The sequence below is a fragment of the Georgenia satyanarayanai genome (assembly GCF_023715365.1).
GTDB lineage: Bacteria > Actinomycetota > Actinomycetes > Actinomycetales > Actinomycetaceae > Oceanitalea > Oceanitalea satyanarayanai_B.
Genome location: NZ_JAMBNZ010000002.1, coordinates 215,552 through 229,808 on the forward strand (window position 1 = coordinate 215,552; position 14,257 = coordinate 229,808).

Genomic DNA, 14,257 nt, shown 5'->3' on the forward strand with positions numbered 1-14,257 from the left:
ACTCCTACAGCGGGAGGAACGGGTCGACCGCCACGGCGACGAAGACGATCGTCAGGTAGGTGATCGAGGCGTGGAAGACCTTCATCGCCGCGAGCTTGCCGCGCTCGGGGTGGCGGGCACGGGCCAGCAGGCGCAGGCACCCGGCGATGAACCAGGCGCCGGCGAGCGCTGCGATCGCCGCGTACACCCACGTCATCCCCGCCACGGGCACGAGCACGAGCGAGCAGGCCACCATGGCCGCGCCGTACAGGAGGATCTGGACCGCGACCTTCTTGTCCGAGGCCACCACCGGCAGCATCGGCACCTCGGCACGCGCGTAGTCCTTCTTGAAGCGCATGGACAGGGGCCAGTAGTGCGGCGGGGTCCAGAAGAAGATGATGCCGAACAGGACCAGCGCGGGCCACTCCACCGTGCCGGTCACCGCGGACCAGCCGATGAGCACGGGCATGCAGCCCGCCGCGCCGCCCCAGACGATGTTCTGGGTGGTGCGCCGCTTGAGCAGCAGCGTGTACCCGACGACGTACATGGCGACGGCGGCGAGGGACAGCCAGGCCGAGGCCCAGTTGACGAGCAGGCCGAACCACAGGAAGGAGAAGACCCCGAGGACGACGGCGAAGACGGTCGCCTGCCGCACGGACAGCACACCGGTGACGAGCGGGCGCTGCTTCGTGCGGTTCATCAGCTTGTCGATGTCCCGGTCGATGATCATGTTCCACGTGTTCGCCGAGCCCGCGGACGCGTAGCCGCCGACCATCGTGGCCACGGTGAGCCACAGGCCCGGCCAGCCACCGGCGGCGAGGAAGAGCGTGGGGATGGTGGTGATGAGGAGGAGCTCGACGATGCGAGGCTTGGTCAGCGCGACGTAGGCCTTGACGCGGTCGGCGCGGGTCGCGGCCGGTCCGGAGGGGCCGGGGCTGGACCGCAGCGTCGAACGGTCGGACACGTGGGGTGCCACCTCCTCGGTCTGGCGCCCGGGCGCCGGCTGCACACTACGCACGCGTCGTTCCACTTCCAATCTCGCGCTCCGACTGTTGCGCGGGCAACCCCCATCCTACGGGCCTGCCCCCGGGGAACGGCCAGTCCCCGCGCCCGGAAGGGGGTGCCGACTTGCTCACACCGGGTGCGCGCTGTGCACCATGTGGCAACAATCTCTCTGCGGCCGACGGCGGCGATAGGGTCACCACATCCGTAGACGTACCGGTCGGGTTCCCGGCCGGCCGTGACCCACACCGAGGGAGACCTAGTGAGCGAGACCAGCACCCAGGCCGGGTGGAGCGACCTCGACCGTCGCGCGGTGGACACCGCGCGCGTCCTGGCAGCCGACGCCGTCGAGAAGGTCGGCAGCGGCCACCCGGGGACGGCGATGAGCCTGGCCCCCGCCGCCTACCTGCTCTACCAGAACGTCATGCGCCACGACCCCGCGGACCCGCACTGGGCGGGCCGCGACCGCTTCGTGCTCTCCGCCGGGCACAGCGCGCTGACGCAGTACATCCAGCTCTACTTCTCCGGCTACGGCCTGGAGCTCGACGACCTCAAGGCGCTGCGCACCTGGGGCTCCAAGACCCCCGGCCACCCCGAGTACCGCCACACCGAGGGCGTCGAGGTGACCACCGGCCCGCTCGGCCAGGGCCTGGCCAACGGCGTGGGCATGGCCATGGCCGCCCGCCGCGAGCGTGGCCTGCTCGACCCGGAGGCCGCCGCGGGCACCAGCCCCTTCGACCACCACATCTACGTCATCGCCTCCGACGGTGACCTCCAGGAGGGCGTCACCTCCGAGGCGAGCTCCATCGCCGGCGTGCAGCAGCTCGGCAACCTCGTCGTCATCTGGGACGACAACAGGATCTCGATCGAGGACGACACCAACATCGCCTTCACCGAGGACGTCCTCGCCCGCTACGCGGCCTACGGCTGGCACACCGAGCGCGTGGACTGGACCGACGGCGGGACCGGCTACACCGAGGACGTCGACGCGCTCGCCGCCGCCATCGCGGCCGGCAAGGCGGAGACGAACCGTCCGACGATCATCGCGCTGCGCACGATCATCGGCTGGCCCGCGCCCACCAAGCAGAACACCGGCGCCATCCACGGCTCTGCCCTCGGCGGCGACGAGGTCCGCGGCCTCAAGGAGGTCCTCGGCTTCGAGCCCGAGCAGAGCTTCGAGGTGAGCGACGAGGTCTTCAGCCACGTCCGTCAGGTCCGTGACCGCGGCGCTGCCCTCCGCGAGGAGTGGGAGACCTCCTTCCAGGCGTGGCGCACCGCCAACCCCGAGGGCGCCGCCCTCCTGGAGCGCCTGAGCGCCCGCGAGCTGCCCGAGGGCTGGACCGACGCGCTGCCCACCTTCGAGGCGGGCAAGGCCGTGTCCACGCGTTCCGCCTCCGGCTCCGTGCTGAGCGCGCTCGCGCCCGTGCTGCCCGAGCTCTGGGGCGGCTCCGCCGACCTCGCGGGCTCGAACAACACGACGATGAAGGGCGAGCCGTCCTTCCTGCCGGTCGAGCGCTCCACGAAGATGTTCCCCGGCAACCCCTACGGCCGCACGCTCCACTTCGGCATCCGTGAGCACGCCATGGGCTCGATCCTCAACGGGATCACCCTCCACGGCCTCACCCGCCCCTACGGCGGCACCTTCCTCACCTTCTCGGACTACATGCGCCCGCCGGTGCGCCTTGCCGCCCTCATGGGCGTCCCGACCACCTTTGTGTGGACGCACGACTCCATCGGTCTCGGTGAGGACGGCCCCACCCACCAGCCGATCGAGCACCTCGCCGCGCTGCGCGCGATCCCCGGCCTCGACGTCGTCCGTCCGGCCGACGCCGCCGAGGTGGCCGTCGCGTGGCGCACCATCCTCGAGAACACCGAGCGTCCCGCCGGCCTTGTCCTCACCCGCCAGAACGTGCCGAATCCGGCACGCGGCTCCGGCGCGGCCGAGGGTGACACGCTCGCCAGCGCCGAGGGCGTCGGCCGCGGCGGCTACGTCCTCGCCGAGGCCGCCGGCGGCACGCCGCAGGTCATCCTCATCGCCACCGGCTCCGAGGTGCAGGTCGCGCTCGCGGCCCGCGAGACCCTCCAGGCCGACGGTGTCGCCACGCGCGTCGTGTCGATGCCGTGCCGCGAGTGGTTCGCGCTCCAGGACGACGCCTACCAGGAGGAGGTGCTGCCCGGCTCGGTCAAGGCACGCGTCTCCGTCGAGGCGGCCATCGCCCAGGGCTGGCACGAGATCGTCGGCGACGCCGGCCGCTGCGTGAGCATCGAGCACTACGGCGCCTCGGCCGCCTACGAGCGCCTGTACGAGGAGTTCGGCATCACCGCCGAGGCGACCGTCGCCAAGGCGCGCGAGTCGCTGGCCGCAGCCGGCCACGACTCCCCCGGCACCGACCAGGACGCCGCCCCCGGCGGGACCGGCGACCTGCCCAAGTAGCACGACCCGGGTCCCGGCGGCACCCGCCGCCGGGACCCGGCCCACGCGAGGAGGAGCAATGACGAACCACCTGGCCGAGCTGAGCAGTCTCGGCGTCTCCGTCTGGTTGGACGACCTGTCCCGCGAACGCCTCGAGGGCGGTGGGGCGCAGTCCCTCACCTCACTCCTCGCGGAGGACCACGTCGTCGGCGTGACGACGAACCCCTCGATCTTCGCCTCGGCGCTGTCGGAGGGGACCCGGTACGACGCCGACCTCGCCGCCCTCGCCGCCGACGGCGCCGACGTCCCCACCGCGATCACCGCGCTCACCACCGCCGACGTCCGCAACGCCTGTGACCGCTTCCTCGACGTCTACGAGCGCACCGGTGGCGCCGACGGACGCGTCTCGATCGAGGTCGACCCGTACCTCGCCCACGACACCGACGCGACCATCGCCCAGGCCCGCGAGCTGTGGCAGCTCGTCGACCGGCCCAACCTCCTCGTCAAGATCCCCGCGACGACCGAGGGGCTGCCGGCGATCACCGAGGCGATCGCCGAGGGCATCAGCGTCAACGTCACCCTCATCTTCTCCCTCGACCGCTACCGCGCCGTGGCACGGGCCTACACCGACGGCCTGGAGCGTGCGCAGCTCGCCGGGGTGGACCTCTCGACGATCCACTCCGTCGCCTCCTTCTTCGTCTCGCGGATCGACTCGGCGGTCGACTCCCGGCTCGACGAGCTCGACGACGACGACGCCCGCGCCCTGCGTGGCCAGGTCGCCGTCGCCAACGCCCGCCTCGCCCACGAGGCCTTCGAGGAGATCTTCGGCACCGAGCGCTGGCAGTCCCTCGCCGACGCCGGGGCCCACCCGCAGCGCCTGCTGTGGGCCTCGACGGGGGTCAAGGACCCCGCCTACCCCGACACCCGCTACGTCGACGAGCTCGTCACCGACGGCGTCGTCAACACGATGCCGGAGGCCACCCTCCGTGCCGTCGCCGACCACGCCGAGCTGCGGGGAGACACGGTCCGCGGCCGCTACGACGAGGCGCGCGAGGTCCTCGACCGGCTCGAGCGCCTCGGGATCTCCTACGGCGAGATCATGGACACCCTCGAGACGGAGGGCGCGGAGAAGTTTCAGCACAGCTGGGACCAGCTGAGTGAGCGGGTCGCGACCGGCCTGCAGGCACCGGGCCGGCAATGAGCCCCGCGATCGTCACCTGGGCGGGTGACGAGGGGACCGCCGTCGTCGAGGTGAGCGCGACCGGGGCGGCGGCGCAAGCCGTGCACGACGCCGTCCCTGCCCTCCTCGGCGAGCACGTCGCCTCCCGCCTCGCGGCGCAGGACGTGTCTCTGTGGGGCGAGGGCCTCGACGTCGGCGACCGTCTCGGCTGGACCGACCTCCACCAGACCTCCCGCGAGCTCGTCGAGCGGGTCACCGCGCTGCGCGAGGAGCTGCGGGCCGAGGGCCTGGACCGCGTGGTCCTCGCCGGCATGGGCGGCTCGTCGCTCGCCGCGGAGGTCATCACCGGATCCGTCGGCACCCCGCTCACGGTGCTCGACTCGACGGTGCCCACGCAGGTGGAACGCGTCCTGGAAGGCGACCTCGCGCGCACGGTGCTCGTCGTCGCCTCCCGCTCGGGCACCACGGTGGAGACCGACTCCCACCGGCGCGCCTTCGTCGCCGCCCTCCAGGGCGCGGGCCGCGACCCCGCCCGGCACGTCGTCGTCGTCACCAAGCCGGGCTCGCCGCTCGAGGAGCTCGCTCGGGAGGAGGGCTACCGCGCCGTCTTCAGCGCCGACCCGCGGGTGGGTGGACGGTTCTCTGCGCTGTCCGCCTACGGCCTCGTGCCGAGCGCGCTCGCCGGGGTCGACGTCGGCAGGCTCCTCGACGAGGCCGCCGAGGTCGCCCCCTTCCTCGCCGAGGACACCGAGGCCAACCCGGCGCTCGTCCTCGGCGCTGCGCTGGCCGCCACCAGTCCGCTGCGCGAGACGGTGCTGCTCGTCGACGCCGGCAGCGGGCTCTACCACTTTGGCGCGTGGGCCGAGCAGCTGCTCGCCGAGTCGCTCGGCAAGGACGGGCGCGGCCTCGTCCCCGTCGTCGTCGACGAGCACGCCCCCGAGCTGGCCGCGCGTGACGCACGCACCCTGCCGGTCCTCCTCACCCCCCTGGCCGACGACGACGCCGCGGCAGAGCTCGACGACGTCGCCGACGGCGCGCGACGGGTCGCGGTGAGCGCGGACCTCGACGCCGACACCGAGTCCACCGAGATCACCGTCTCCGGCTCCCTCGGCGGCACCTTCCTCCTGTGGCAGCACGCCGTCGCCGTCGCCGGGCGGCTCCTCGGCGTCAACCCCTTCGACCAGCCCGACGTCGAGGCGACGAAGCAGGCCACCCGCGAGTTTCTCAGCGGCATGCCTTCCCTCGAGCCGCCGGCCTTCAGCGACTCGGGCGTCGAGGTGCGGGCCGCGCGCGTGCTGCTCGCCGGCGCGCGGACCGTGCCCGACGCCGTCACCACTCTCCTCGATCAGCTGGACTCTGAGCACGGCTACCTCGCCGTCCTCGCCTACCTCGACAGGGAGGGACGCGCGCCGGACCTGCTCCGGGGCGTGCGCGACGGCCTGGCCGCGCGCACGGGACGGCCGGTCACCTTCGGCTGGGGCCCGCGCTACCTCCACTCCACCGGCCAGCTCCACAAGGGCGGCCCGCCGCACGGGGTCTACCTCATGATCACGGGCGGTGCGCCCGCCCACGTGTCGGTCCCGGGGCGCGACTTCGACTTCGCCGAGCTCGTCGCGGCCCAGGCCGACGCCGACGCGCGGGTGCTCACCGGCCTCGGCCGGCCGGTGCTGCGGCTGCGCGTGGACACCCCCGACGCCCTCGCCTGGCTCACGGGTAGTCTGACGCGCCGGACCACCTGACCACAGGGCCGTGAGGAGACCATGAGCACCGCACCGACCCCGCCGGACAACCCGCTGCGCGACCCCCGGGACCGCCGCCTGCCCCGCATCGCCGGGCCCGCCGGCCTCGTCATCTTCGGCGTCACCGGCGATCTCGCCAAGCGCAAGCTGCTGCCGGCGATTTACGACCTCGCCAACCGAGGCCTGCTCCCGCCGTCCTTCGCCCTCACCGGCTTCGCGCGGCGCGACTGGTCGACCGAGGACTTCGCGCAGATCGTCCACGACGCTGTGCGTGAGCACGCCCGCACGGAGTTCTCCGAGCGGACCTGGGAGCAGCTGGCCTCCGGCTTCCGCTTCGTCCAGGGCGAGTTCGACGACGACGACGCCTTCGACAGGCTCGCCGAGACGGTCGCGGACCTCGACGCCGAGCGCGGCACGGGCGGCAACCACGCCTTCTACCTCTCGGTGCCGCCACGGTCCTTCCCGCTCGTGCTCAACCAGCTCAAGCGCTCGGGGCTGTCCGAGCCGTCGGCCGACACGTGGCGGCGGGTGGTCATCGAGAAGCCCTTCGGGCACAACCTCGAGTCCGCGCGTGAGCTCGACGCCGTCGTCTCCCAGGTGTTCCCCGAGGACTCGGTCTTCCGCATCGACCACTACCTGGGCAAGGAGACCGTCCAGAACATCCTCGCGATGCGCTTCGCGAACCAGCTCTTCGAGCCGGTGTGGAACAACCACTACGTCGACCACGTCCAGATCACCATGGCCGAGGACATCGGCATCGGCAGCCGCGCCGGCTACTACGACGGCATCGGCGCAGCCCGCGACGTCATCCAGAACCACCTGCTCCAGCTCCTCGCGCTCACCGCGATGGAGGAGCCCTTCTCCTTCGACGCGACCTCGCTGCGCCGGGAGAAGGAGAAGGTGCTCTCCGCCGTCCGGCTCGGGGACGACCTCGCCACCTCGACGGCGCGCGGCCAGTACGCGGCCGGGTGGCAGGGCGGGGAGCACGTGCGGGGTTACCACGAGGAGGACGGCATCTCGCCGGACTCGGTCACCGAGACCTACGCCGCGATGCGCCTGGAGGTCGACTCCCGCCGCTGGGCCGGGGTCCCCTTCTACCTGCGGGCCGGCAAGCGGCTCGGGCGGCGCGTCACGGAGATCGCCGTCGTCTTCAAGCGGGCCCCGCACCTGCCCTTCGACCTCGGCTCCTCCGGTGAGCTGGGCCAGAACGCCATCGTCTTCCGCGTCCAGCCCGACGAGGGCGTGACGATCCGCTTCGGCGCCAAGGTCCCGGGCACCGCGATGGAGGTGCGCGACGTGTCGATGGACTTCGGCTACGGCAACGCCTTCACCGAGAACTCCCCCGAGGCCTACGAGCGGCTCATCCTCGACGTGCTCCTCGGCGACCCGCCGCTCTTCCCCCACCAGCGGGAGGTGGAGCTGTCCTGGCAGATCCTCGACCCGATCACGGAGTTCTGGGAGTCCCACGGACGCCCCGAGGCCTACCGGCCCGGGTCGTGGGGCACCGTAGGCTCGGACGAGATGTTGGCACGCGACGGCCGCCGCTGGCGGATGCCGTAGAGGAGACGAGCATGATCACCACGATGCACGCGACGACGTCCGCCGCAGTGAGCAGCCGACTGTCGGCCATGCGCCGCTCCAGCGGCGCCAACTCCTTCACCCGGGTGCTCACCCTCATCATCGTCGCCGACGACCTCGAGGCCGCCGAGCACGGGATCCGGGCCGCCAACGGCGCGTCCCGGGAGCACCCCTGCCGGATCATCGCCGTCGTCCCCGAGAACGGCGACGGTCCCGCGAGCATCGACGCGGAGATCCGCGTGGGAGGGGACGCCGGCCTCAGCGAGGTCGTCATCCTCAGGCCGACCGGTGAGCCGGCCGACGCGGTCGACACCCTCGTCATGCCCCTCCTGCTGCCCGACGCACCAATCGTCGTGTGGTGGACGGGGCAGCCTCCCGCAGAGCCCAGCCGTGACCCGCTCGGGGCGATGGCCCAGCGACGGATCACCGACGCCACGGCGTCGGCCGACCCGCTCAGCACGCTGCGCTCGCTCGCGCCGGGGTACGCCCCGGGCGACACCGACCTCGCGTGGTCCCGGGTCACCCTGTGGCGCGGGCTCCTTGCCGCGACGCTCGACGAGCCGCCGTACGAGCCGGTCGTCGCCGCCCGTGTCACGGGCGCGAAGGGCCGGCCGTCGGTGTACATGCTCGCCGCGTGGCTCGCCGACTCCTTCGGCGTCCCCGTGGAGGTGGGCGTCGAGGACTCCAGGGCCGTGACCCACGTCGAGCTCGAGCGGGCCAACGGCTCGATCACGCTGCGCCGCACCCCGGGCGCGAGCGTGGCCATCCTCAGTCGTCCCGGCCGCATCGACCAACGGATCAACCTGGTGGAGCGCGCCCTGGCGGACTGCCTCACCGAGGAGCTGCGCCGCCTCGACGCGGACGAGACCTACGGCCGCACGCTGACGCGTGGGCTCCCCCTCGTCCCGGCGGAGGTCCGGTCATGAGCACCCAGGCACCCGTCGTCGTCCACCCCGACGGCGAGCTCCTTGCGCGGGCGACGGCCGCCCGCTTCCTTCTCGCGCTCGTCGACGCGCAGTCCGTGGCGACGCCGGTCCACGTCGCCCTCACGGGCGGCAGCATCCTCGTCGACGTCCTGCGCGCCGTGGCGGTGGACCCTCTGCGTGACGCGGTCGACTGGACCGCCGTCCACGTGTGGTGGGGCGACGAGCGCTTCGTGCCCGCGGGTCACGAGGAGCGCAACGACGTCGACGCCGCCGAGGCGCTGCTCGACCACCTGCCGTTGCGGCCCGAGAACGTCCACGCCGTCCCCGGGCCGGACACGGTCGCCGACGTCGACGCCGCCGCGCGGGCGTACACCGAGGAGCTGGCGACGCACGCCGCTCCGGGCGCCACGGTGCCCGAGCTCGCCGTCGTCCTCCTCGGCATGGGGCCCGACGGCCACGTCGCCTCCCTGTTCCCGGGCCGGCCGAGCCTCGCCGAAGAGTCCCTCGGCGCCCTCGCCGAGCCCGACTCACCCAAGCCGCCGCCCGAGCGGGTCAGCCTCACGCTCCCGACGCTGTGCTCGGCGCACCAGGTGTGGCTCGTCGTCTCCGGCGAGGGCAAGGCCCCGGCCGTCGCCGCCGCTCTGGCGCAGACCTCGCTGCCCGAGGAGGACGGCCGCACCGGCGACGGCGAGAGCGTCCCTGCCGGCCGGGTGCAGGCGAGCGGCCGTACCCTGTGGCTCGTCGACCTCGCCGCCACCTCCGCCCTCGCCTGAGCTGAGCCCACCGCCCCGCCCCTGCACCCCCCTCCCCGCCGACAGCCGGATTCCTCCGCCGCCGACGCCGGCACCCCACCCGCCGACAGCCGGATTCCTCCGCCGCCGACGCCGGCACCCCACCCGCCGACAGCCGGATTCCTCCGTCGCTGCGACGGCCCGAGCGATCTCGCTAGGACGCTGCGAGCCGTGGTGTGCGGCAGGCTCCCCGCTTACCGACTGCACCGCGTGGGCGTACCGAAGGTGGGCTTCCCGGCGCAGCGGAGGGTTCGGGCCGTCGCGGCAGGGGTGCGACCGGAGGAATCCGGCTGTCGCGGCGGGAGCGCGACCGGAGGAATCCGGCTGTCGCGGCGGGAGCGCGACGGGAGGAATCCGGCTGTCGCGGCGGGAGCGCGACGGGAGGAATCCGGCTGTCGCGGCGGGAGCGCGACGGGAGGAATCCGGCTGTCGCGGCGGGAGCGCGACGGGAGGAATCCGGCTGTCGCGGCAGGGGTGCGACGGGAGGAATCCGGCTGTCGCGGCAGGGGTGCAACGGGAGGAATCCGGCTGTCGCGGCAGGGGTGCGACCGGAGGAATCCGGCTGTCGGCGTATGAGGTGCTGGTGCTGCTAACGCGTCGTGCCGCGGCGGGCGCGGAGGGCGGTGAGGGCTTCCTCGAGGAGGGCCTCACCGTCGGCGTCCGTGCGACGCTCCTTCACGTACGCGAGGCGCGTCTTGTACGGCTCGTTGCGCGGGGGCTCCGGCGGGGCCTCACGGTCCTGGCCGGCGGGCAGCCCGCAGCGCGGGCAGTCCCAGGTCTCGGGCACGACGATCTCCGGCTCCGTGGCGAAGCTCGGGCTCGTCTCGTGCCCCTTGGCGCACCAGTAGGTCACCCGGACGCGAGGGGCGGCCTCGCCGCGCTCGGCCTCGCCCATGGGGCCTGCACCGACGCGGGACCCGCGGATCGCACTTCCTCCAGCCATGGTGGTTCTCCCCGCTCAGACGAAACGCTGCATGAGGCCGAGGAGGACGATCGCCGTCCCCCACAGGAGGGAGATGCCGATGGTGATGCGGTTGAGGTTCCGCTCGGCGACCCCGGAGGAGCCGATCGAGGAGCTGATCCCGCCACCGAACATGTCCGAGAGGCCACCACCCTTCCCCTTGTGCATGAGGATGGACAGGATGAGGAAGATGCTGGTGAGGACCAGCAGCACCTCGAGAACGATCCGGAGGGCATCCACGAGCCGGAGGCTCCTTTCGGTGAACGGGCGGGCGGCGGCGCAGCCGCAACCCGACCAGGATAAGTGATGACGGCCTCGTCGTGGACCAACTTGGCCGGGACACGCCACGGCCCCCGGTCGCAGGTCGCGTCCGGGGGCCGTGGCGGGGCGTGTCAGGCGTGCTGCTGGTAGCGGACGATCGCCGCGAACTCCTCGGCCTGGAGGCTGGCGCCTCCGACGAGGGCGCCGTCGACGTCCTCCTTGGTCATGATCGAGGCGACGTTCCCGGACTTCACCGAGCCGCCGTACAGGACGCGGACGGAGTCGGCGACCTCCTGGCTGTACAGCTCGGCGAGGCGGCCCCGGATCGCGCCGCAGACTTCCTGCGCGTCCTCCGGGGTGGCGACCTCGCCGGTGCCGATGGCCCACACGGGCTCGTAGGCGATGACCGTCTTCGCGGCGGCCTCCGCGTCGAGCCCGGCGTAGGCGCCGTCGACCTGCGCGAGGGTGTAGGAGACCTGGTCGCCCGCCTGGCGGACGTCCAGCCCCTCCCCGACGCAGATGATCGGGCAAATGCCGTGGGCCAGGGCGGCCTTGGCCTTCGCGCCGACGAGGGCGTCGTCCTCGGCGTGGAACTGGCGCCGCTCGGAGTGCCCGACGACGGCGTAGCTGACGCCGAGCTTGGCGAGCATCGCGGCGGAGATCTCACCGGTGTAGGCGCCCTTGTCGTGTGCCGAGACGTCCTGCGCACCGTAGCGGACCTCGAGCTTGTCGCCGTCCACGAGGGTCTGCACGGAGCGGAGGTCGGTGAACGGCGGCACGACGACGACCTCGACGGCCGAGTAGTCGTGGTCCTTGTCCTTGAGCTCCCAGGCGAGCTTCTGCACGAGGTGCGTGGCCTCGTGGTGGTCGAGGTTCATCTTCCAGTTGCCCGCCATCAGCGGGGTGCGGTTCGTCATGGGCTCAGTCTTCCAGAACCGCGACGCCGGGAAGGACCTTGCCCTCGAGGTACTCGAGGCTCGCGCCGCCACCGGTGGAGATGTGGTCGAACTTGTCCTCGTCGAAGCCGAGGACGCGGACCGCGGCGGCGGAGTCGCCGCCCCCGACGATGGTGAAGCCGGCGGCATCCTGCATCGCCTGGGCGACGGCCTTGGTGCCGGCGGAGAAGGCGTCGAACTCGAAGACGCCCATCGGGCCGTTCCACACGATCGTCTTCGCGTCGGCAATCTTCTCGGCGAAGAGGCGGCCGGAGTCGGGGCCGATGTCCAGGCCCATCTGGTCGGCGGGGATGGCGTCGGCCGGGACGACGGTGGCGGGTGCGTCGGCCTTGAACTCCGGCGCCACGACGATGTCGGTGGGCAGGACGATCTCGACGCCGTTGGCCTCCGCGTCGCGCAGGTAGCCCTTGACCGTCTCGACCTGGTCCTCCTCGAGGAGGGAGGTGCCGACGTCGTAGCCCTTGGCCGCGAGGAAGGTGAAGACCATGCCGCCGCCGATGAGGAGGCGGTCGGCCTTGGTGAGGAGGTTGCCGATGACGCCAAGCTTGTCGGACACCTTCGAGCCACCGAGGACGACGACGTAGGGCCGCTCCGGGTCACCGGTCGCCCTGCTCAGGGAATCGATCTCCTTGAAGACGAGCTGCCCGGCCGCGTGCGGCAGACGCTGGGCGACGTCGTAGACGCTCGCCTGCTTGCGGTGCACGACACCGAAGCCGTCGGAGACGAAGAAGTCGGCGAGGAGCGCGAGCTCGTCGGCCAGGGCGCCACGCTCGGCCTCGTCCTTGGACGTCTCGCGCGCGTCGAAGCGGATGTTCTCCAGGAGGAGGACCTGGCCCTCCTCGAGGTACTGGGCCTTGGCCTTGGCGTCCTCACCGACGGTGTCCTCGGCGAGGAGGACCTCGCGGCCGAGCAGCTCGCCGAGGCGCTTCGCGACGGGCGCGAGGGAGTACTTGGGCTCCGGCGCGCCCTTGGGGCGGCCGAGGTGAGCGGTGACGATGACCTTCGCGCCGGCGTCGAGCAGGGCGGTGAGGGTCGGCAGGGCGGCGCGGATGCGGCCGTCGTCGGTGATGGTCGTGCCGTCGAGCGGGACGTTGAAGTCGGAGCGGACGAGGACGCGCTTGCCGCGCAGGTCGCCCAGGGTGTCGATGGTCTTCATGGCTCTCCTAGAGTCGGGTGCGGACGCACGGACGCCCGCGTGCCGCGTTCGGCGGCACGCGGGCGTCCGTGTTCACTGCTGGGTGGAGGCGACGCCTCAGAGACGCGCGCCCACGTAGCTGGCGAGCTTGACCAGCGAGCTGGAGTAGCCGAACTCGTTGTCGTACCAGCTGAGCACCTTGACCTGGTCGCCGATCACCTTGGTGAGGCCGGCGTCGAAGATCGAGGTGTGCGGGTCACCGACGATGTCGGAGGAGACGATCGGGTCCTCGGTGTACTTGAGGATGCCCTGGAGCTCGGGGGTCTCGGCGGCGGCCTTCATCGCGGCGTTGACCTCCTCGACCGTCACCTCCTTCTCGACCGTGAAGGTGAGGTCGGTGGCGGAGCCGGTCGGGACCGGCACGCGCATGGCGTAACCGTCCAGCTTGCCCTTGAGCTCGGGGAGCACGAGGGAGACGGCCTTGGCCGCACCTGTCGTGGTCGGCACCATGTTGAGAGCCGCGGCGCGGGCGCGACGCAGGTCCTTGTGCGGGCCGTCCTGAAGGTTCTGGTCAGCCGTGTAGGCGTGGATCGTGGTCATGAGGCCACGGACGATGCCGAAGTTCTCGTGCAGGACCTTGGCCATCGGGGCGAGGCAGTTGGTCGTGCAGGAGGCGTTGGAGAAGATGTGGTGCTGCTCGGCGTCGTAGTCGGTGTGGTTGACACCCATGACGAAGGTGGCGTCCACGTCCTTGCCGGGCGCGGAGATGATGACCTTCTTGGCTCCGGCGTCGAGGTGCGCCTTGGCGGCGTCACGGGCCACGAAGCGGCCGGTGGACTCGATGACGATGTCGGCACCGAGCTCGCCCCATGGGAGCTGGGCCGGGTCCTTCTCCGCGGAGACGTGGATCTTCCTGCCACCGACGGTGATGGACTCCTCGTCGTAGGAGACCTCCTCGTCGAGCACGCCCATGATCGAGTCGTACTTGAGGAGGTGGGCGAGGGTCTTGTTGTCGGTGAGGTCGTTGACGCCCACGATCTCGAGGTCCGAACCGCTCTTGAGGGCGGCGCGGAAAAAGCTACGGCCGATGCGGCCGAAGCCGTTGATACCGACGCGGATGGTCACTATGTCCTCCTCTAGTGCGCCGCTCGGCGCACACACAAGTCGACTGTCGAAGTAGCGCCCGTGGGGCGCCGTGGGGGGCCCGCCATCAAGGCTGGGCCACCAGCACCTACAAACCTACACCGGGACAAAAGGGGTCGCAGGGACGTAGGTCCGACGTGGACACGACCGATCTGTCCGCTCTCGGCGAACCCCGTCCTGCGGCCGTGACACG

General features: G+C 72.0%; 12 protein-coding genes. 6 read left to right on the forward strand and 6 right to left on the reverse strand.

Annotated features, from left to right (window positions below; all coding sequences use genetic code 11):
- Positions 1-4: 4 nt before the first annotated feature.
- On the reverse strand, positions 5-997 hold the full coding sequence (locus M3148_RS03265) for a heme o synthase (protein ID WP_440136893.1): 993 nt from the start codon (positions 995-997) through the stop codon (positions 5-7).
- 246 nt (positions 998-1,243) lie between these two features.
- On the opposite strand from M3148_RS03265, the gene tkt reads away from it, so the two are divergent.
- Genes tkt through pgl form a run of 6 tightly spaced genes read left to right on the forward strand, consistent with a single transcriptional unit; the run spans position 1,244 to position 9,590 of the window.
- The gene (tkt, locus tag M3148_RS03270; RefSeq protein ID WP_251303208.1) at positions 1,244-3,415 is read left to right on the forward strand and encodes a transketolase; all 2,172 of its coding nucleotides are present in this window, start codon (positions 1,244-1,246) and stop codon (positions 3,413-3,415) included.
- A gap of 58 nt (positions 3,416-3,473) precedes the next feature.
- Positions 3,474-4,595, forward strand: coding sequence for a transaldolase (tal, locus tag M3148_RS03275; protein ID WP_251303209.1), 1,122 nt, complete (start codon positions 3,474-3,476; stop codon positions 4,593-4,595).
- Complete coding sequence (locus M3148_RS03280; RefSeq protein WP_251303210.1) at positions 4,592-6,313, forward strand: glucose-6-phosphate isomerase; 1,722 nt, start codon at positions 4,592-4,594, stop codon at positions 6,311-6,313. The genes tal and M3148_RS03280 overlap by 4 nt, the downstream gene beginning before the upstream one ends.
- A gap of 21 nt (positions 6,314-6,334) precedes the next feature.
- Positions 6,335-7,873, forward strand: a complete 1,539-nt coding sequence (gene zwf, locus M3148_RS03285) for a glucose-6-phosphate dehydrogenase (protein WP_251303211.1) — start codon at positions 6,335-6,337, stop codon at positions 7,871-7,873.
- An 11-nt stretch (positions 7,874-7,884) separates the two neighbouring features.
- Positions 7,885-8,817 carry a glucose-6-phosphate dehydrogenase assembly protein OpcA gene (locus tag M3148_RS03290; protein WP_251303212.1) on the forward strand — a complete coding sequence of 311 codons (933 nt, stop codon included), beginning with the start codon at positions 7,885-7,887 and terminating at the stop codon, positions 8,815-8,817.
- On the forward strand, positions 8,814-9,590 hold the full coding sequence (gene pgl / locus M3148_RS03295; protein ID WP_251303213.1) for a 6-phosphogluconolactonase: 777 nt from the start codon (positions 8,814-8,816) through the stop codon (positions 9,588-9,590). The genes M3148_RS03290 and pgl overlap by 4 nt, the downstream gene beginning before the upstream one ends.
- Positions 9,591-10,197: 607 nt before the next feature.
- Here the strand turns inward: pgl and M3148_RS03300 are convergent.
- The 5 genes from M3148_RS03300 to gap form a co-directional block, all read right to left on the reverse strand.
- Positions 10,198-10,551: an RNA polymerase-binding protein RbpA gene (locus tag M3148_RS03300; RefSeq protein WP_251303214.1), complete on the reverse strand. Its 354-nt coding sequence runs from the start codon at positions 10,549-10,551 to the stop codon at positions 10,198-10,200.
- 15 nt (positions 10,552-10,566) lie between these two features.
- A complete protein-coding gene (gene secG, locus M3148_RS03305) occupies positions 10,567-10,809 on the reverse strand; it encodes a preprotein translocase subunit SecG (protein WP_110851082.1) in 243 nt (80 codons plus the stop codon).
- A 152-nt stretch (positions 10,810-10,961) separates the two neighbouring features.
- Positions 10,962-11,747 (reverse strand): triose-phosphate isomerase, encoded by a 786-nt coding sequence (gene tpiA, locus M3148_RS03310; RefSeq protein ID WP_251303215.1) that lies wholly within the window; start codon positions 11,745-11,747, stop codon positions 10,962-10,964.
- 4 nt (positions 11,748-11,751) lie between these two features.
- Positions 11,752-12,942 (reverse strand): phosphoglycerate kinase, encoded by a 1,191-nt coding sequence (locus M3148_RS03315; RefSeq protein ID WP_251303216.1) that lies wholly within the window; start codon positions 12,940-12,942, stop codon positions 11,752-11,754.
- A gap of 96 nt (positions 12,943-13,038) precedes the next feature.
- A complete protein-coding gene (gene gap / locus M3148_RS03320) occupies positions 13,039-14,046 on the reverse strand; it encodes a type I glyceraldehyde-3-phosphate dehydrogenase (protein WP_251303217.1) in 1,008 nt (335 codons plus the stop codon).
- Positions 14,047-14,257: the final 211 nt, after the last annotated feature.

Bases quoted from the DNA above. Each gene is read 5' to 3' on its own strand.
- tal (WP_251303209.1), top strand. From the start codon at position 3,474: ATGACGAACCACCTGGCCGAGCTGAGCAGTCTCGGCGTCTCCGTCTGG.
- pgl (WP_251303213.1), top strand. From the start codon at position 8,814: ATGAGCACCCAGGCACCCGTCGTCGTCCACCCCGACGGCGAGCTCCTT.
- M3148_RS03300 (WP_251303214.1), bottom strand. From the start codon at position 10,551: ATGGCTGGAGGAAGTGCGATCCGCGGGTCCCGCGTCGGTGCAGGCCCC.
- tpiA (WP_251303215.1), bottom strand. From the start codon at position 11,747: ATGACGAACCGCACCCCGCTGATGGCGGGCAACTGGAAGATGAACCTC.
- M3148_RS03280 (WP_251303210.1), top strand. From the start codon at position 4,592: ATGAGCCCCGCGATCGTCACCTGGGCGGGTGACGAGGGGACCGCCGTC.
- M3148_RS03290 (WP_251303212.1), top strand. From the start codon at position 7,885: ATGATCACCACGATGCACGCGACGACGTCCGCCGCAGTGAGCAGCCGA.
- M3148_RS03315 (WP_251303216.1), bottom strand. From the start codon at position 12,942: ATGAAGACCATCGACACCCTGGGCGACCTGCGCGGCAAGCGCGTCCTC.
- zwf (WP_251303211.1), top strand. From the start codon at position 6,335: ATGAGCACCGCACCGACCCCGCCGGACAACCCGCTGCGCGACCCCCGG.